Source organism: Hyphomicrobiales bacterium, assembly GCA_039973685.1.
Taxonomy (GTDB): Bacteria; Pseudomonadota; Alphaproteobacteria; order Rhizobiales; family JACESI01; genus JACESI01.
In genome coordinates, this window is sequence record JBDWKL010000020.1 from 96491 (window position 1) to 110750 (window position 14260).

Annotated in this window: 12 protein-coding genes; 5 read left to right on the forward strand and 7 right to left on the reverse strand. The window is 47.7% G+C overall.

Annotated features, from left to right (window positions below):
- Positions 1-23: 23 nt before the first annotated feature.
- Positions 24-2582, reverse strand: a complete 2559-nt coding sequence (locus ABJO30_06490; protein MEP3232458.1) for a TIGR02302 family protein — start codon at positions 2580-2582, stop codon at positions 24-26.
- A gap of 312 nt (positions 2583-2894) precedes the next feature.
- Between ABJO30_06490 and ABJO30_06495 the strand changes: the two genes are divergently transcribed.
- Positions 2895-4856 carry a methyl-accepting chemotaxis protein gene (locus ABJO30_06495; protein MEP3232459.1) on the forward strand — a complete coding sequence of 654 codons (1962 nt, stop codon included), beginning with the start codon at positions 2895-2897 and terminating at the stop codon, positions 4854-4856.
- A gap of 21 nt (positions 4857-4877) precedes the next feature.
- On the opposite strand, the gene lysA is transcribed toward ABJO30_06495, so the two are convergent.
- From lysA to argH, 3 genes are read right to left on the reverse strand one after another with little or no spacing between them, the layout of a single operon-like run.
- The gene (gene lysA / locus ABJO30_06500; GenBank protein ID MEP3232460.1) at positions 4878-6143 is read right to left on the reverse strand and encodes a diaminopimelate decarboxylase; all 1266 of its coding nucleotides are present in this window, start codon (positions 6141-6143) and stop codon (positions 4878-4880) included.
- A gap of 18 nt (positions 6144-6161) precedes the next feature.
- Positions 6162-6428 (reverse strand): hypothetical protein, encoded by a 267-nt coding sequence (locus ABJO30_06505; GenBank protein ID MEP3232461.1) that lies wholly within the window; start codon positions 6426-6428, stop codon positions 6162-6164.
- Between the two features lie 7 nt (positions 6429-6435).
- Positions 6436-7851 carry an argininosuccinate lyase gene (argH, locus tag ABJO30_06510; protein ID MEP3232462.1) on the reverse strand — a complete coding sequence of 472 codons (1416 nt, stop codon included), beginning with the start codon at positions 7849-7851 and terminating at the stop codon, positions 6436-6438.
- 37 nt (positions 7852-7888) lie between these two features.
- Here argH and ABJO30_06515 point away from each other — a divergent pair, with 37 nt between their 5' ends.
- Together ABJO30_06515 and ABJO30_06520 are read left to right on the forward strand one after the other, a co-directional pair.
- The gene (locus ABJO30_06515; GenBank protein ID MEP3232463.1) at positions 7889-8569 is read left to right on the forward strand and encodes a TlpA disulfide reductase family protein; all 681 of its coding nucleotides are present in this window, start codon (positions 7889-7891) and stop codon (positions 8567-8569) included.
- A gap of 14 nt (positions 8570-8583) precedes the next feature.
- The gene (locus ABJO30_06520; GenBank protein MEP3232464.1) at positions 8584-9159 is read left to right on the forward strand and encodes a DUF4329 domain-containing protein; all 576 of its coding nucleotides are present in this window, start codon (positions 8584-8586) and stop codon (positions 9157-9159) included.
- A 12-nt stretch (positions 9160-9171) separates the two neighbouring features.
- Here the strand turns inward: ABJO30_06520 and ABJO30_06525 are convergent, their stop codons facing one another.
- The 3 genes from ABJO30_06525 to ABJO30_06535 all read right to left on the reverse strand — a co-directional run bounded on the left by ABJO30_06525 (position 9172) and on the right by ABJO30_06535 (position 11972).
- On the reverse strand, positions 9172-9393 hold the full coding sequence (locus ABJO30_06525; GenBank protein MEP3232465.1) for a hypothetical protein: 222 nt from the start codon (positions 9391-9393) through the stop codon (positions 9172-9174).
- A gap of 66 nt (positions 9394-9459) precedes the next feature.
- Positions 9460-10548, reverse strand: coding sequence for a GTP-binding protein (locus ABJO30_06530; protein MEP3232466.1), 1089 nt, complete (start codon positions 10546-10548; stop codon positions 9460-9462).
- 5 nt (positions 10549-10553) lie between these two features.
- The gene (locus ABJO30_06535; protein MEP3232467.1) at positions 10554-11972 is read right to left on the reverse strand and encodes a D-alanyl-D-alanine carboxypeptidase family protein; all 1419 of its coding nucleotides are present in this window, start codon (positions 11970-11972) and stop codon (positions 10554-10556) included.
- A 116-nt stretch (positions 11973-12088) separates the two neighbouring features.
- On the opposite strand from ABJO30_06535, the gene ABJO30_06540 reads away from it, so the two are divergent.
- Complete coding sequence (locus ABJO30_06540) at positions 12089-13177, forward strand: TAXI family TRAP transporter solute-binding subunit (GenBank protein ID MEP3232468.1); 1089 nt, start codon at positions 12089-12091, stop codon at positions 13175-13177.
- Between the two features lie 168 nt (positions 13178-13345).
- On the forward strand, positions 13346-14167 hold the full coding sequence (locus tag ABJO30_06545; protein MEP3232469.1) for a cyclase family protein: 822 nt from the start codon (positions 13346-13348) through the stop codon (positions 14165-14167).
- Positions 14168-14260: the final 93 nt, after the last annotated feature.

Sequence of the window (14260 nt, forward strand, 5' to 3'; positions counted from 1 at the left end):
GCGAAGCCGTAAAATCACAGCGCTTACTGGCTTTGTAAAAGCCGCTCCAAATATTCTAGTTCAATCTTTGGTCGCAAACTTTCACCCAGACGCTGGCGGATTTGATCCAGAATTTGGCGTGCGCGTTGCGTATCAATTTCGTCAGGCACTTCCACATCATCACCAAAGTCAGCACCGGCACGGCCTTCACGGCGGCCCAGTGGGTCGGTGCCGCGTTCGCCACGTGCTAAATTATGATCGCCTTGCCCTTCGCCCTGCCCTGCCATTTGCTCAGCTAAGCCTTGAGCGCCACGACGAAGCTGGCTAAGTGCTTCAGATTGACTGCCACCAGCCTCTCCAAGTTGACCCTGTCCAAGCTGTTGAGCAGCACCCTCCATAGAGCGTTGTGCTTGTCCCAGTTGATTGCCATTTTCAGAACCATTTTGGCCCAGACGATCCAAAAGCTGCTGCAATTGATCCGCCAGTGATTGTTGGCCGTCTTGAAGGCTTTGGCCAGATTGCCCTTCACCTTCACCGCGCTGTTGGCCTTGTTGCTCTCCACGATCACCCGGTTGGCCGCGTTGCGGACCTTGTTCACCCTGTTGACCTTGATTACGCTCACGAAAGGTTTGATCGCGAAGTTGCTGTTGACGACGGATCATTTCACCCAGCTCGTTCAACATTTGTTGGGCTTGGCTTTGGCCCTGCTGATTTTGCTGGTTTTGCTGAGCTTGCAAGTTTTCCATCATTTGCTGCAATTGTGACAACATTTGCTGGGCAGCATCGCGCGAGCCGGTCTCGGCTAGCTCTTGAATGCGGTCCAACATATCTTGCAGGTCTTGAGGACGTAACGCCTGCGATGGATCGCTGTTGGGTTGATTTTGCGCCGTATCCGCATTGCGTTCTGCTTGTTCAGCGAGCGCTTGCATAAACTCTTGCAAAGCTTGTCGCGCATCGGCCATTAAGCGAGCAAGTTCTTCTTCGCTTGCGCCATTTTCAATACCTTCACGCAGTGCCTCTAGCGCATCGCGCAAGTTGCGTTCTGCCTCAGATAGATCGCCATCTTCTAAGCCAATGGCCAAATCCCATAAATCATCGACGACTTGACGAAGCGCATCATCATCGCGAGCATCGAGGATACCCCGACGGATCGCCGCCAGCGAAATAAAGGCTGCATATTTATTTTCAAATTGCTCAGCGCGCAGCGTGATCACATCAATTACATCAACCAGAATAGGCGCATAATTTGCGTCCATTGCTAAATTGCGGCGCTGCTCAATGACCGCACGCGCCAAAGGATCAACAAACCGACGCAGTGGCAGTGAGATTTTGACAGGCTCGCTGCTCCCCTGCTGACCCAACTGATCAAATGCCCGCAATATCATAACCATTTCAGCACCCGCCCAAGGGTGATCAACAATTGAACGTATTGTCTTCGATTTGCCGTCAACGACACGACCACGATTAAGAGAAAGCGGGAATTGTGGCGCTTCATAAAGTGGGTGTGCATCCTCATCAGAGCCAACGCCATCAGCAACCGGCGCAAACTCGGCAACCGCGCGATTAACGCCGTAATCGTCTTTGATGAGAGCAACCACCTGCAACGCACCTGAGCGTTGAACTTCTGGCGCTTCAGACAAAGAAATCTCCGGCGCGGTATCAGGTAAAACAGTGAAGGTCCATGCAAGGGTTTTAGACGCAGTTGCAACCGACAAAATGCCATCAGCTTCTAACGTCATCGCATAATCAAGTTGAGCGCTGGAGACAGGGCGAGAAGCCACATCGCTATTTTCAGCATCTGCTTCTGGCGAGATGATCGTCTCAACGCCATCTTCGCCATTAGGCACCGATTGTTTGAAGACAACATTTGTAGTGTCAGAATTGACAGAGCGAATGGTGATTTCACTTCCTGCTGGCACAACCAGAGGCTCGCCATCAGCATCAAAAGCATCATTTGTCAGAAAAATCGGTGGCTTTCCCGTATAGCGCGGCGGCGTCACCCACGCATCGAGGCGTGTTGCAATATTCGCCTTGGTTCCGGCAAAATCAGCAATATCAGTCAAACGCGCAATACGGTCAGAACCAGCAACATTGAAACCCACAAACAAACCAAGCACAACCAAGACCCGCAATCCATAAGGGTCAAGCGAAGAGATTTGAGACTTTGGGAAACCTGATCGCAGCGCATTTAGTTTATCAAAAATACGCTTCTTATGTGCCTGCCAAAGAGTGTCTTGCGCAGCATTGCTTGAGTTTTCATTACCCAGCTTATCCAGTGTCGCCGTTAGTGGACGGTGGTCGATACCAGAAACATGCTCAATACGATCAACAACTTGCTCATTACCTGGGAATGTCGTGCGAATAAGTTTCACAACCACATAAAGGCTCATGAGACCAAAGCCGACCATTGCGCAAACGCGCATCCAGTTCGATGTATGCGCCCAAAGCCCAAGCCAAGAGAGCGCAACATAGGTTCCAACAATCAATAAAAGCGCAAAAATGGACGGCCAAATAGCTTCCCACATCACAACCAATCGCGCACGCCTAATAACACGGCTTACATGATACTTCGTAGATTGAGAGGTTATCGCTTTATGGTCCATACTAATCCAAAGGTGATGAGGTACCGTTCATAGTATTCAATATTGATCGTTATTATAAGGCAAAATCACGGCATAGCGATAGCTAGGCTTAGATTTTTACTCACAACCACTTGATGTTCACTTAGTCTGCGAAACTCAATAAATTTTTCCGCGCATTATGTGATTATTAATAAAATTCAAGATAATATTATCGTTATCAGAGCGTTAAATAATAATTAGCATAATTTCTAATCCAATTAATAAAATACGTGATTAGAATCAAGAAAATAGCCTTCCAGTTTAATTAGTTAATTTATAAATAGAGTCTTCACTGTGAAAAAATCATCGATCAAAACAAACTTAATGGCCCTTGCGGCGGCTTTAATTATCACAATGCTAGCATTTGGTGCTTATTTTAGTACGAATGTCTTGGGTGAACTCGCCGTCATCAATACCCATAAAACGGGTACGGCACTCTTGAAAAAAACCTGGCCGCTGACACTTGCAAAAGCGCGCGGTGAAGATGTTTCTGGATTTTCAGATATTACAGCTGAAGCTTATCCTGCTTTTTCAATTTGTTTCACCAATGCCGGTAAAGGCAAAAAAGGTACGCCTGTAAAAGCGCTTTACCAAGTGAGCACTGGAAAGATCGCTGATTTTTCAAAATGTGTACTTAATACCGCGCAATTGATGGAAACGACCGATCGCGGAGATATGTTCTTAGCAGAATCCACCGCAATCTCCGTGCCGCTCCTTACATCCCGCCTACAGACCATGATCAATAGCGGTCGCAAAGTTCAAAAGAAGACGAAGCTCAACCCATTTGATCGCATGATGTTCTTGATCCACGCAGGCCAGTTCAAAGTGATAGGTGACAATCTATCAAAAGCGACCCGCACCGATTTTGAACTATTCAACATTTCAATGGACAAAAATTTAGAGTCCATATCCGAGACGTTTCGAAAAACAAACGGTAAATATCAAGGGGCAGCTGGTAAGTTTTCTGTCTCACTTGGAGCAGCCGAAAGTGGAACTGACCTAAAAATCAAACCACTTAATACACATTATGATGCTTTCCTTACCGTAATCGATGCGCTCAACAAAGAGTTATCCCAACGCTTGATCACTCGGAAGACCGCTCAAGCAGACACGCTAAAGACGAAGCTCACATTGGCAGCATTGGGTGTTATTATCCTAATATTAGCAGGCATTTTGTTTTCTGCTCGCACTTACAAAGTCATCGTATCTAAGATTTCGACCTTGGACGAGGATATTCGTGCAATGGTGCAGACATCTGACGATCACGCAATCATGGGTGAACTTCAGGTTGCCAATTATAAATGTGAAATTGGACAAATCGCCCGCGCTGTTGGTTACTTCCGCGATGCTGTGGTTCAACAAATGCGCAAAGACGAGAAAGTCGCCCGTTCAGAAGCCGCAGAAACACGCAAGAAACAGGTAGACGCCATCGTTGCCGATTTCCAAGCCACCAGTGAAACAATGTTGCTGGCTGTTGAAGGCGGCGTTGAGCGTATGAAAGATAGTTCTTCAACGCTTTTTGATGCCGCACATGGAACCAGCGAACTTGTTAGCAATGTGAATGAATCATCTTTGAATTCATCTAAAAACATTAAGTTCGTCGCAAACTCTGCTGAGAAAATGGAACAATCAATCCGGTCCATCAATCATCAAGCCAGCGAAGTAACCGCGATTGTGGAACAGGCAACTGAGCAAGCAGCAACCGCTAATGATGACATCGCTTTGCTTTCTGAAAGTGCGGGTTCCATTAGCGAGATCGTTTCTCTCATTAAAGACATTGCAGAACAAACCAATCTCTTGGCACTGAATGCCACGATTGAAGCCGCACGCGCAGGCGAGGCTGGCCGTGGATTCGCGGTTGTTGCAAGCGAAGTAAAAGCACTTGCCAGCCAAACGGCGACTGCAACAGAGCGTATTGGCCAAGGTGTTGGTGATATTCAATCGCGCACGTCAAATGTGGTTGAGAAAATGCGCAGTATTTCTGGAACCATGACAGAAGCGAAAGAACACGCCGTACAAATCACTGAAGTTTTGGAAAATCAAAACCAAGTCACAATGGAAATCAACCAGAATGCAAATCACGCAAATCAGGCATCTGAAAGCGTTGCAGCTGATGTTTATAAGGTTGGAGAGGCTGCCCACAGCACCAACACCGCCGCAAATACTGTGCGTGAAGCATCTGAAGAAATGTCAACAAAAACGGCTGATCTGCGCAATGAAGTGAAGACGTTCCTAAACCGCGTCGCCGCCGTTTAACTCAGGCTCTATAACCAGGCTCTATAACCAGTCTGGCAAACTATCCTGCGCAATGATTTGCTCCGCCGTAAGGCGGGGCCTGATCACATGGAACTGGTCACCGTTGACCATCACCTCAGGAATAAGTGGGCGCGTATTGTAGGTGCCTGCTTGCACGGCCCCATAAGCGCCTGCTGACATCACCGCAAACAAATCACCAGCCTCAGGTTTTGGCATGTTGCGGCCAAGTGCTAGATAATCACCCGTTTCACAGACCGGCCCAACAATATCCGCCTCAATCCATTCAGCATTTTGTGACGGTTCTGCGACTGGCATCACATCATGATAGGCCTCATAGAGCGTTGGCCGAATGAGATCGTTCATCGCTGCATTGCCAATCACGAAGGTTTTGCCCTCACCTTCTTTGACGTAGATTACCTCACCAACCAAAATGCCAGCATTGCCAGCAATCAATCGGCCTGGCTCAAAAACAACCTGACAATCAAGCTCATCAATATGCGACCGCACAATTTTCGCGTAAGCACTTGGCTCAGGCGGCGGCGTGTTGTCTTGCTTGTAGGGAATACCAAGCCCACCACCAACATCCACATGGTCAATCGTATGGCCATTTGCCCGCAACGTCTTGATCAATTGGGCAAGCAAAGCAAAAGCATCATCAAACGGCTGTAGGTCCGTGATTTGGCTACCAATATGCATATCAATGCCTGTTGCCTTCACACCTGGAAGCTCTTTGGCCAAAGTGTAAATTCGCTCAGCATCCTTCCACGGAATACCGAACTTATTTTCAGATTTTCCTGTCGAAATTTTCGCATGGGTCTTCGCATCAACATCAGGATTGATACGGAAGGAAACATGGGCTTCTTTCCCCAGCTCACTTGCAACACGGCTTAGCGCATGAAGTTCAGGCTCAGATTCGACATTGATGCACAAAATGCCAGCGTTCACCGCCGCACTCAGTTCTTCGTCTGTTTTGCCAACGCCAGAAAACATGATTTTCTCAGGTGGTATGCCCGCTTTCAACGCACGGGTAAGCTCACCAATCGACACAACATCTGCACCACAGCCAAGTTTTGCAAGCGTGGTCAATACAGCCTGATTGGAGTTTGCCTTCATGGCATAACAAACAACCGTATCAAGCCCATCAAACGCGCTTTTAAACACTTTATAATGGCGCTCGAATGTGGCTGTAGAATAACAATAAAACGGTGTTCCAACAGCTGCAGCAATAGCTGGCAAGGGCACGTCTTCGGCGTGTAAAACGCCATTTTTATAACTGAAATGATGCATGAGACTGTGGTCTTGTTGCTAAAGCAGGAAATCTAAGAGAAAGCCGCGTTTTTCTTTGCTTTTGGAAATAGGCTCTTGCCCATCGGCTTGCCCATCAATGGTTTCCGCAACAGTGGGCTTTTCAAGTGCTACATTGTTGCCTTTGTCGGGAACCTTCAGTTCATTGAGGCTTGGTTTCAAGCCACACCCAACTAGAAAGGTGGCTGCAGCCAAACACACAACACCAGATTTAAATCCAGATTTTAGCAATACGTGATCCATCTCAGACCCTGTTGTCGAAAACATATTAAATTTATTCGGCTTTTTTTGCCTCTTGGTCAAGCGTTTCACTCCAACGCTTTGCTTCACGAGCAACATTTTCAGGCGACGTGCCCCCAAATGCTTTGCGACTAGCCACTGATTTTTCAACTGTCAGCACATCAAATATGCCATCAGTCAAACGCGGTTCAACAGTTTGCATCTGCTCTAACGTGAGACCATCAAGCCCTACGCCTTCACCCTCAGCTAGGGCAACAATCGCGCCCGTTACATGGTGCGCGTCACGGAAAGGCAGACCCAACTCACGCACCAACCAATCAGCAAGATCAGTGGCGGTGGAATATCCATGTCCGGCTGCCTCGCCCAATTTTTCTAGGTTCGGCTTCATATCACCAACCATGCCAGTCATTGCAGCAATCACGAGAGACAGGTTTTCGAGAGCATCAAAGGTTTGCTCTTTATCTTCTTGCATGTCTTTAGAATAGGCGAGCGGTAGGCCCTTCATTACGATCATCAGCGCGTTCATCGCACCAATAATGCGACCTGCTTTAGCGCGCACCAACTCGGCAGCATCAGGATTACGCTTTTGCGGCATAATCGATGAACCTGTCGAAAACGCATCTGACAAGGTGACAAAACCAAATTGGGCAGAACACCAAATCACCAATTCTTCGGCAAAGCGAGACAAGTGGATTGATGTAATAGAGGCAGCACCCAAGGCTTCGAGTGCAAAATCGCGGTCTGATACACCATCAAGCGAATTCGCTGTTGGACGGTCAAAACCAAGCGCTTCTGCCGTGCGGTGGCGATCAATCGGGAATGGCGTGCCAGCAAGGGCAGCACTACCAAGTGGGCATTCATTCAATCGCTTGCGCGCGTCTTGAAAGCGGCCACGATCACGGCCAATCATTTCGACATAAGCCATCATATGATGACCAAGTGTCACGGGTTGCGCCGTTTGCAAATGCGTAAAGCCGGGCATAACGCTCGCGGTATTCTCTTTGGCCACGCCAACAAAGGCCAACTGCAAATCACGCAACTGACCGTCAATCACATCAATTGTATCACGCACCCAAAGTTTAAAATCAGTCGCGACTTGGTCGTTACGCGAGCGGGCTGTGTGCAATCTACCTGCTGCATCACCGATCAAATCGCGCAGCCGCGATTCCACATTCATATGAATATCTTCAAGGGCACGGGAAAACGCAAATTCGCCATTCTCGATTTCTGACGAGATTGTGTTTAGTCCTTCGACAATTTTATCACCATCTTCCTTGGAAATTATGCCGCAATGCACCAACATAGAACAGTGGGCTTTTGAGCCGCGAATATCTTGGGCAGCTAATTTCTGGTCAAAGTCGATGGACGCGTTGATTTCTTCCATGATAGCATCAGGGCCTTTCGCGAACCGACCGCCCCACATCTTGTTACCTGAACTCTTTTGTGTCATGTGCGACCTCGAAACGTAAAACTTGAAGGAATGCCCTATGGCTGATCAGCCAAAAAAACGCGGATTAATTTTCTTTGCACTCGCCCTCATTTTAGGTGTGGGCGTTGGCGTGGTCACCGTATACGTGAATGGTGGCTTTGATGGCAATGCTTCAGGTGAGACAAAATTAGCCGAAGCACAAGCTGCCTGCCAAATGAGTGAGGCTCAACGCGCCGCTTTGGACGCAGCCGCAGTCGGTGATTTAGCCGCCATGCGCATTGCAGACAAGCCCGTACCACTAACAGATATCGGCTTTCAAATGCCCGACGGCTCTGCAAAACAATTTACAGACCTCAACAAGGTGTTGGTTTTGAACCTATGGGCCACATGGTGCGGACCATGCCGCGAGGAAATGCCAGACCTTGCCAATATTCAAAAAGAATACGGCAACGACGATTTTGAAGTCTTCGCTCTCAATGTCGATAGAAATGGTGGCGAAAAACCACAAAAATTCCTTGAAAGCATCAAGGCAACATCGCTCAACCTCTATCTCGACCCTGCCAATAAATCATTCCAAAACTTCCGTTCAAAAGGTCTTGTTTTTGGCCTGCCAACAACAATGATTGTTGATCCGAAAGGCTGTGTACAAGGTGTATTGGCGGGCATTGCACATTGGGGATCAGATGACGCGAAGAATCTGGTAGAGGTTTCAATTAAGACGTTAGGCGGGAAAACATAAACTCGGGTTTTCAATTGAAGCGCATTTTTCACAAATCACTTATTGCCTTCTCTCTGCTTGTCATCGTCACAAGCGCTCCAATCCCAACTGATGCGCAACAGCGTCGCTATAGCGAGCCTGAAATACATGCGTTCGCTATGGCCCAACTAAACGCCTTTCAAGGGGCGTCTTTTCAAAACGATCGTGAATATTGCGGGTTGATCGGCTTGAACAAAGACGGCGTTCTGACAGCCACGGCAGCGCGGCAGGGTGATATTAATGGGTGTCGACTGAAGCGAAAGCCTTGGCGCTTTAAAACCATTGCGACCTATCACACCCACGGTGCTTTCAACCGTCGCGCGGATACAGAAGTACCGTCAATTTCAGATTTGAAACATGATTTTAAACAACGGGTAAATGGCTATATTTCCACGCCCGGTGGACGGGTCTGGTTCAACGACAGCAGTCAACGCATCTCAACCCTATTGTGCCAACAAGGGTGTTTGCAAACTGATCCTAATTATTTCGATTGCCCAACAACCGCCCCGCGGCAAAGCTACACCATTGATGATTTGAAATGGCGCGCGCGCAACGTCAATGAACCTTGTTAAGTTGAATTGCCCCTATACAGAGCGATCAACAAGCGAGCCTGTGCCATCAAGCGGTGGGGCCGCAATTTCAGCAGCTGCCACAGCAAGTGCATCTCTGCTTCCTTGCAAGGATTGAATAAGACTAACAGCCGTTTGGGTGTCAATTTCGGCAATACGAGCCGCTACTGCTTGACCTGCTTCAACATTTCCTCTTGCGGATACAAAACTTGCAACCGCATCTACTGATACTGACATAACGCAACTCCATCAGGGGAAATATCAGGCTATCAGCCAAAGTTTAAGACTTCTTGCGCCAACTGATTAAGATTGTCTGGATTTTGAATACCCTGAAATTGCAAGCGGGTTGTCCATCATGGCAGCGCTATCTGCCTGATCAATCTGGGGCGTTCCGCTAAATCCATCAAAAAGCCGTTGGATAAAGCTTTCGTCCAAACCATCTGCGATGAAAACAATCTTCGTCACACGTTCAGCGCTCGGCCACTTATCCAAAACTCGAGGCGGATGGAATATGGATTGAACGCCGTGAATTAAAACGGGTTGTTCGCTATGTTCAACCACATGGATCAGACCCTTAACCCGTAACAGTTTAGGACCATGCTGGGCCGCCAGCAAATCAAGAAACGCTCTCAACGCTTCATGTTCGATTGGCCTTTCACGCACCAGTGAAAAGGAGCGGATGGTCTCTCCATGGCGATTTTGATCATGGTGATGGTGATCATGATGGTGATCATTTTCACCAAACCATGCCTGAACAATGTCAGCCTTCTCACCTATTTCAAAAAGACCCGTACTCAACTGCTCAACCAGTTCAGCCTCAGAAACATCGACAACGTTGATTGGCGTGATGTTGGGGTTAAGTTGGAAAATTACAGATTTGAGCGCTGTTGTATCCGTTGCCATATCGATCTTCGAAATCAACAATTGATCAGCGACAGCCACTTGTTTGCGGGCTTCTTCATAGTGCTCAAGCGTCGTTACACCATTGACCGCATCAATCAGCGTCACGACAGAACCAAGCGAAAGGCGCTGAGAGAGCAAAGGGTGAGCCATCACCGCCTGCATAACCGGCACTGGGTCTGCAAGGCCTGTGGTTTCAATCACGATAGATGTCAATCGATTTGCATCTGGGCGATCAAGCAGACGCTCCAAGGTCTCAACCAATTCGCCCCGTATCGTGCAGCAAAGACATCCGCTAGAAAGCTCTATGATATCATCATCACCACTTTCAACCAGCAGATGATCCAGCGACACATCACCAAATTCATTAATGATCACTGCCGCGTTCGCCATGTCAGGCGACACAAGAAGACGGTTTAACAAAGTGGTTTTACCAGCCCCCAAAAAGCCGGTGATGATGCTGACCGTTAAGGGCTTATCTAAAACCACCAAAAATCCTATTGATGCAATGAGCTAGCAGCGCTCGCAGGCTTGACGGCAGCAGCCCCATTAGACGCATTTGCAAATGCGCTGGCTGATGATCGAACAGCAGGACGAAGGTCCGTTGGTGCTGCCGGTGTGGTTACAGGCGTTGCACGGCTTTGACGTCCCGCAACCAGAGGATTTTGGCGCGGCAAAGGAATTCCAAATGCTGGCGTCGCATTCGCTTCTGCTCTTAACGCTTCTTGCTTTTGCACCTTTGCTAATTGCTTGCGCGCCTTCTTACTAACGTTCACCGTAAAAGGAACCTTCACATCAGGACGGTGTGGGCCCGCATAAACCCGAGAAATAGCGCCTTCGCGGCGTGGTTGCAAAATATGAGACCGAGATTTACGACGCCCAGGCACACCAATGAGCGCGCCTTGCGGATGGGATTTATCACCGAGGTTTGGACCAAAGTTTTTACGCTGCGGTGACGTGTATTTTGAGCGTTTAAAGATGCCCTTCTTTGGGCGCGGTTGCGGCGCTACGATCTGAAACTGTCTAATTTTACGGTGTCCACCGCAAACATGCGGACGAATATCAACAGGTGAGCTGCGCGTTGGCCGTGGCTTATAAGAAGCAAGTGCCCCGCGACTTTTGCTAAAAGAACCCCCAAAACCGCGCTCTAAGACCAAGGCTGCTTTTTCAGCACGGTCAATAGAAGAAAGCTCGCCCAAAATAACAACCAGCAAGTTCTTGCCGCCCCGTTTAGCAGAGCCCACCATGGTCAAACCACCAGAACATATAAACCCAGTTTTCATGCCCGTCGCACCGCGATAATGCTCAACCAACAAATTGTGGGAACGCAGATTACTTTTGCCAAAACGAATAGCTGCCAACTTAAAAATCGGCATCACTTCCGGGAAATTACGATGGAAAGCGGCAGCCAAAACAGCCATGTCCCGCGCGGTTACATATTGCGATTTATTTGGGAGCCCATGTGGATTGACGAAATTACTACCTGTCATACCAATCCGGCGCGCGGTTGCGGTCATACGTTTGGCAAAAGCTGGCACAGACCCTGAAACGCGCTCTGCAATGGCCACGGCTATGTCATTGGCAGATTTAACAATCAGCATTTGGAATGCATTGGCCATTGTAACCTGTGTTCCAACTTTGAAACCCATTTTGCTCGGCTGAGCACGCGATGCATTTCTTGACATCTTCAACGTAGATGTAAGCGACAGCTCACCATTACGAATGGCTTCAACCGCCACATAAAGTGTCATCAATTTGGTTATAGAAGCAGGATACCAAGGGTCCGTCGGGCGGTCAGCGGCTAGCACTTTTTCTGAATTCAAATCAACCAAAATGAACGGGCCAGCTTGGGCCGATAAACCACTGGTTACAAAAAGGCTTAGCGCAACAAAGGGTACTAAGAACAACTTTAGCATTTAAAATCGGCCTTTTTTCGGTCGAATAAGTGGTCAATTAATATTTGTGGGCGATAATCGTTTAGTAGCACGAGACTGACACCAGTTTTGTTAAGTAGAATCGAACGTCGTGGCAAATGATAAATAGCTTCCTCACACTTGAAAATCAAAGTCTTACTCACGATGCAGTTACTAGACAGAGTGACCAAGTGCGCCGTTTTGCCTTTATGGCCCTCATCGCTGTGTTATTCCTAGGTTTTATAAGCACCAACAGTCCTGCTCGCGCCGACGTTACTTATAATTTTTACACCGGAAGTTCTTCAAGCAACTACCATCCGGTTGGCGTTGCCCTTGCAACACTCATCAAATTGAAACGATCTGAATCAGATAATCTTCTGCTAAAGGTCCAAGGAAGTCGCGGCCCTACCGACAATATGCATGCCTTATTGACCGGCAAAGCAGATGTTGCCTTCGTTGATGCATCAACCCTATTGGCAGCAATCACAAAGAAACCCCCATTTGATCAATACAAAAACGCCAGACAACTAAGGTCATTGGCCACCCTATGGGAAGCAAACGCGCATTTGATCATACGCGGAAACTTTGTGCGAAAAGATGACTTAGAAGACTTCAGGTCGTTAACCAGCCAAGCGATATCATTTGGTCAAGCAGGTTCTCTCTCCCACGATGCTGCAAAACTTCTTTTCCGCAAAAATGGCTTGATCCACGACAAATTGTTTAGCCTGCCCAACCTCGACCCCCGTGAAACGGTTGATGCTTTTGCCAACGATGTCATCAACGGATTAGCCCTGTTTTCTCATTCGGGCGACCATACAATCAAAGATGCTTTCTTCAATAGAGACAATGAAGCTGTATTGCTGAATATTTCAGACGAGCATTTATCAAAACTCAACGATGACGAAATCCCAATCTGGAACCGTGTCACGATTGAGGCTAACACTTATCCTAATCAGACCAGTCCAGTACAAACAGTCGGGCAGAAAAATTTCCTTGTTAGCCTTAGCTCTTTTCCAAGAGAAGACGCACTGCATCTTACCCGCACACTTTATGAAAACTTGACCTTCCTAAAGGCGCTGCACCCTGCTGCTGAGAAAATTGAAAACGAAATTTCCAGAACAAATTTGATTGCTCCGTTGCACGCGGGATCAGAAAAATACTTCCTTAGCGAAAAGCCATGCTCTGGCTTATTTTGCTTGTTTAACTAACAATTACACAACCAAATTTCACCAACTCAACCCTTCGTGACCACGCTACGAGTGGATTCAATTGCTATTATGTGTGTAGGCTTAGGTGCGCGGGACTGGTTTTTGGTCTGCACTAGCCGTCAATTCACCAGTCTCAATTTTAGATAATTTGATTTTGGGGAAAGAAAAATGTGCCATCATTGTGTCGTAGAAAGCGTCAAACAACGCATGTTGAACCGCCGCGATTTGTTCAAAGCAGGATTTGCAGCAGCAGCCAGTGCAGGAGCGCTTACAACAGTTGCTAATGCGCCAGCAATGGCTGCAACGCCATCAAAAATTGCAGACATGACCCACACTGTTTCAGATCAGTTCCCGACTTATTTCGGGGCGCCTGGTATCAGCATGGATCAAAAATTCAACTTCAAGGAAAACGGTTTCAATCTGTTTGAAATGAATGTGAATGAGCATACCGGAACTCATATGGATGCCCCGCTGCACTTCTCCGCAGATGGCCTTTCCGTCGATGAGATTCCAGTCGACAATCTCATCGTGCCACTTGCCGTTATCGATATAAAGACGAGAGCACAAGACAATGCAGACGCCGAAGTAACACCTGACGACATCAAAGCATGGATCGCCAAAAATGGTCCATTGCCAGAAAAATGCTGTGTCGCAATGAATTCAGGCTGGGACAAGCTTGTGACATCGGACAAGTTCCGCAATCCAGATGGGGATGGCAAATTGCACTTCCCTGGGTTCCACATTGAAGCCACAAAAATGCTGCTTGAAGAATCCACCGCCGTTGGTATCGCCTCTGATACCCTCTCACTGGATCATGGCATCTCAGCTGACTTCAAAACCCATTATGCTTGGCTACCAACCAATCGCTGGGGCATTGAAAACCTCGCAAATCTCGACGAAGTGCCAGCAGTAGGCGGAACATTAGTTGTGGGCGCACCAAAACACAAAGGTGGCACTGGCGGTCCTTCGCGCATTTTCACAATGTACTAAGCATTATTTCTTATTAAAAAGACCAATGGCGACATCAAAAGGTGTCGCCATTTTCATATCGTTCAATAACAAATGCTGTTCACAGAGCATTTA

What these genes read in the sequence shown, in the direction of transcription:
- ABJO30_06505 (MEP3232461.1), bottom strand. Translation starts at nt 6,428, where the DNA reads ATGTTTTCGACAACAGGGTCTGAGATGGATCACGTATTGCTAAAATCT.
- ABJO30_06545 (MEP3232469.1), top strand. Translation starts at nt 13,346, where the DNA reads ATGTGCCATCATTGTGTCGTAGAAAGCGTCAAACAACGCATGTTGAAC.
- ABJO30_06540 (MEP3232468.1), top strand. Translation starts at nt 12,089, where the DNA reads ATGATAAATAGCTTCCTCACACTTGAAAATCAAAGTCTTACTCACGAT.
- argH (MEP3232462.1), bottom strand. Translation starts at nt 7,851, where the DNA reads ATGACACAAAAGAGTTCAGGTAACAAGATGTGGGGCGGTCGGTTCGCG.
- ABJO30_06515 (MEP3232463.1), top strand. Translation starts at nt 7,889, where the DNA reads ATGGCTGATCAGCCAAAAAAACGCGGATTAATTTTCTTTGCACTCGCC.
- ABJO30_06535 (MEP3232467.1), bottom strand. Translation starts at nt 11,972, where the DNA reads ATGCTAAAGTTGTTCTTAGTACCCTTTGTTGCGCTAAGCCTTTTTGTA.
- lysA (MEP3232460.1), bottom strand. Translation starts at nt 6,143, where the DNA reads ATGCATCATTTCAGTTATAAAAATGGCGTTTTACACGCCGAAGACGTG.
- ABJO30_06490 (MEP3232458.1), bottom strand. Translation starts at nt 2,582, where the DNA reads ATGGACCATAAAGCGATAACCTCTCAATCTACGAAGTATCATGTAAGC.
- ABJO30_06525 (MEP3232465.1), bottom strand. Translation starts at nt 9,393, where the DNA reads ATGTCAGTATCAGTAGATGCGGTTGCAAGTTTTGTATCCGCAAGAGGA.